2 protein-coding genes are annotated in these 2,536 nt (G+C 67.9%); both read left to right on the top strand.

What is annotated here, in order from left to right; translation table 11 throughout:
• Positions 1 to 164 precede the first annotated feature (164 nt).
• The gene (locus MTQ10_RS29710; RefSeq protein ID WP_247473550.1) at positions 165 to 671 is read left to right on the top strand and encodes a hypothetical protein; all 507 of its coding nucleotides are present in this window, start codon (positions 165 to 167) and stop codon (positions 669 to 671) included.
• Positions 672 to 715: 44 nt separating this feature from the next.
• Positions 716 to 2,242 (top strand): amino acid permease, encoded by a 1,527-nt coding sequence (locus MTQ10_RS29705; protein WP_247473547.1) that lies wholly within the window; start codon positions 716 to 718, stop codon positions 2,240 to 2,242.
• Positions 2,243 to 2,536: the final 294 nt, after the last annotated feature.

The following is a 2,536-nucleotide window of genomic DNA, read 5'->3' as shown; positions in this document are numbered from 1 at the left end:
CTCCAGCGTCGCCGAGCGGGACTACTCGGGGCGAGCGGGGAGAAAACTGGCCGTACGCGGGGAAACCCGTGGCCATCAGTGGGGCGGTAAATGGCCGCCTATGGGGAGCTTGCCACGGCCGCCGTCAGCGGACCCATGCACCGGACCGGGCGACGCTGCGCCATGTGTGGGCGGAGATCAAGCAGCGTGACCCGTGGAACCGCGAAGCCCACCACGAGGTCGTCACCTATCTGTTCCAGCGGTACCACGGTCGGCCGGGGGAGGCGATGTGGTGGGCGGAGGAGCAGGCGTCCATCGCCCCGCGAGGGCTGCCGATCGCGGTCCTTCCCCTGGTCGTGATCGCCGAGGCCCACCGATCCCGTCAGGAGCGCGACAAGAAGGCGTACGGGCTGACCATCCACCCCTGGATCGACTGCCCGCAGATCGACCCCGTGCTGGAACGCTGGTGGCGCTACCGCGCGCCTGGCCCGCACGCCTGCTTCGCCGATGACGCCAACTACCTGGCACACGCCCTATCGTTCGCCAACCGCCACAGCGAGGCGGCCGACGTCTTCGACGCGATCGGCCCGTACGCCACGCACCTTCCCTGGGCCTACTGCGGTCAGGTCGAAGACCTGTTCCTGCGGCACCGCGCCTGGGCCTACAACCCGCCGAGGCGCCGGCACCCCTGACCACCCTGACACCACCCCTCCTATGCAGGAAGGACGGCACCCCCATGCCTCTCGACGTCTCCCGCGTCTCCGACGAGGAACGCCTGAAGCAGCTCGGCTACCAGCAGACGCTCTCCCGCTCGATGCCCGGCCGGGCCAACTTCGGCGTCAGCTTCACGATCATCTCGATCCTGTCCGGCTGCATGACCCTGTACGGCTACGGCATGAACACCGGCGGCCCGGCTGTGATCATGTGGGGCTGGCTGTTCGTCGGCCTGATGACCTTGTTCGTCGGCCTGTCGATGGCCGAGGTCTGCTCCTCCTACCCGACCAGCGCCGGCCTGTACTTCTGGGCCCACCGCATGGCCCCCTCGAGAACGGCCGCCGCCTGGGCCTGGTTCACCGGCTGGTTCAACGCCCTGGGCCAGATCGCAGTGACCGCGGGCGTCGACTTCGGCGCCGCCAGCTTCCTCAACGCCCTGCTCGACCTTCAGTTCGGCTTCACCGCCACGCCCGGCCACACCATCACGCTGTTCGGGATCATCCTTGTCCTGCACGGCGTGCTGAACACCTTCGGGGTCCGCATCGTCGCCTTCCTCAACGAGGTCTCCATCTGGTGGCACATCCTCGGCGTCGTCGTCATCTGCGGCGCCCTGGTGCTCGTGCCCGACCACCACCGGTCGACCGGCTTCGTCTTCGGCGAGTTCGTCAACAACACCGGCTTCTCCTCCAGCACCTACGTGGTGCTGATCGGACTGCTGATGGCGCAGTACACCTTCACCGGCTACGACGCCTCCGCCCACATGACCGAGGAGACCATCGACGCCTCCACCGCCGGCCCCAAGGGCATCGTCCGCTCGATCCTCGTCTCCCTCGCCGCCGGCTTCATCCTGCTGTTCGGCTTCACCTACGCCATCCAGTCCTACGCCGGCGCACTCGCCTCCGGGACCGGGGTGCCCCCGGCGCAGATCCTCATGGACGCCCTCGGCGCCGCGGCCGGCAAGTGGCTGCTGCTGGTCGTCATCGTCGCCCAGCTCTTCTGCGGCATGGCGTCTGTCACCGCTAACTCGCGCATGATCTACGCCTTCTCCCGGGACGGCGCCCTGCCCTTCTCCAAGGTGTGGCACCAGCTGAACCCCGCCACCCGCACGCCCACCAACGCCGTCTGGCTCGCCACCGGCGGCGCCTTCGCTCTCGGCCTGCCCTACCTGTGGAACACCACCGCGTACGCGGCGGTCACCTCGATCGCGACCATCGGCCTGTACATCGCCTACGTCATCCCGACCTATCTCCGGCTCCGCCAGGGGAGCCGGTTCGAGCGCGGCCCCTGGCACCTCGGCTCCTGGTCTCCCGTCGTCGGCACGATCGCCGTCGCCTGGGTGCTGATGATCACCGTGCTGTTCATGCTGCCTCAGGCTTCGCCCGTCACGGTGCACACCTTCAACTACGCGCCCGTGGCGGTCGGCGTCGTCATCGCCTTCTGCGGCATCTGGTGGCTGGCTTCGGCCCGTAAGTGGTTCCTCAATCCTGCGCACCCGCGCAACTCCACGCTGGGTCGGAAGGATGCCGGTGGGAGGGCCGGTGTCCGCTGAGAAGATGGTCGGATCCGGTGCTTGCCGGGAAACGGCTGAAGTGTGCCGGGCGGGCGCCGAAAGCCCCTGGTCGTCGGTGACCAGCTGCAGCGGGCTGCGGCTCAGGCTGACCGAAAACCGTTCACTCCAGGTGATCGCACCTCGACACGCTGTCAGTGGCGCGTGCTCTCAGAGGGCTTCTCGAAACCGAGTGTGAGGCTGGGTTTGTGCTGGTCAGGCATAGTTTCGGGGTGGGTGAGGTAGGTCCGGTGCGTCCGTGGAGGTGGCGTGCTGGAGGTGCGTGATGGTGTCTGT

Source organism: Streptomyces sp. XM83C, from assembly GCF_023072675.1.
GTDB classification, from domain to species: Bacteria; Actinomycetota; Actinomycetes; order Streptomycetales; family Streptomycetaceae; genus Streptomyces; species Streptomyces thermocoprophilus.
This window is presented reverse-complemented; position numbering and strand designations above follow the sequence as displayed.

Coding starts and splice junctions, on each gene's coding strand:
- MTQ10_RS29705 (WP_247473547.1), top strand. CDS start 716: ATGCCTCTCGACGTCTCCCGCGTCTCCGACGAGGAACGCCTGAAGCAG.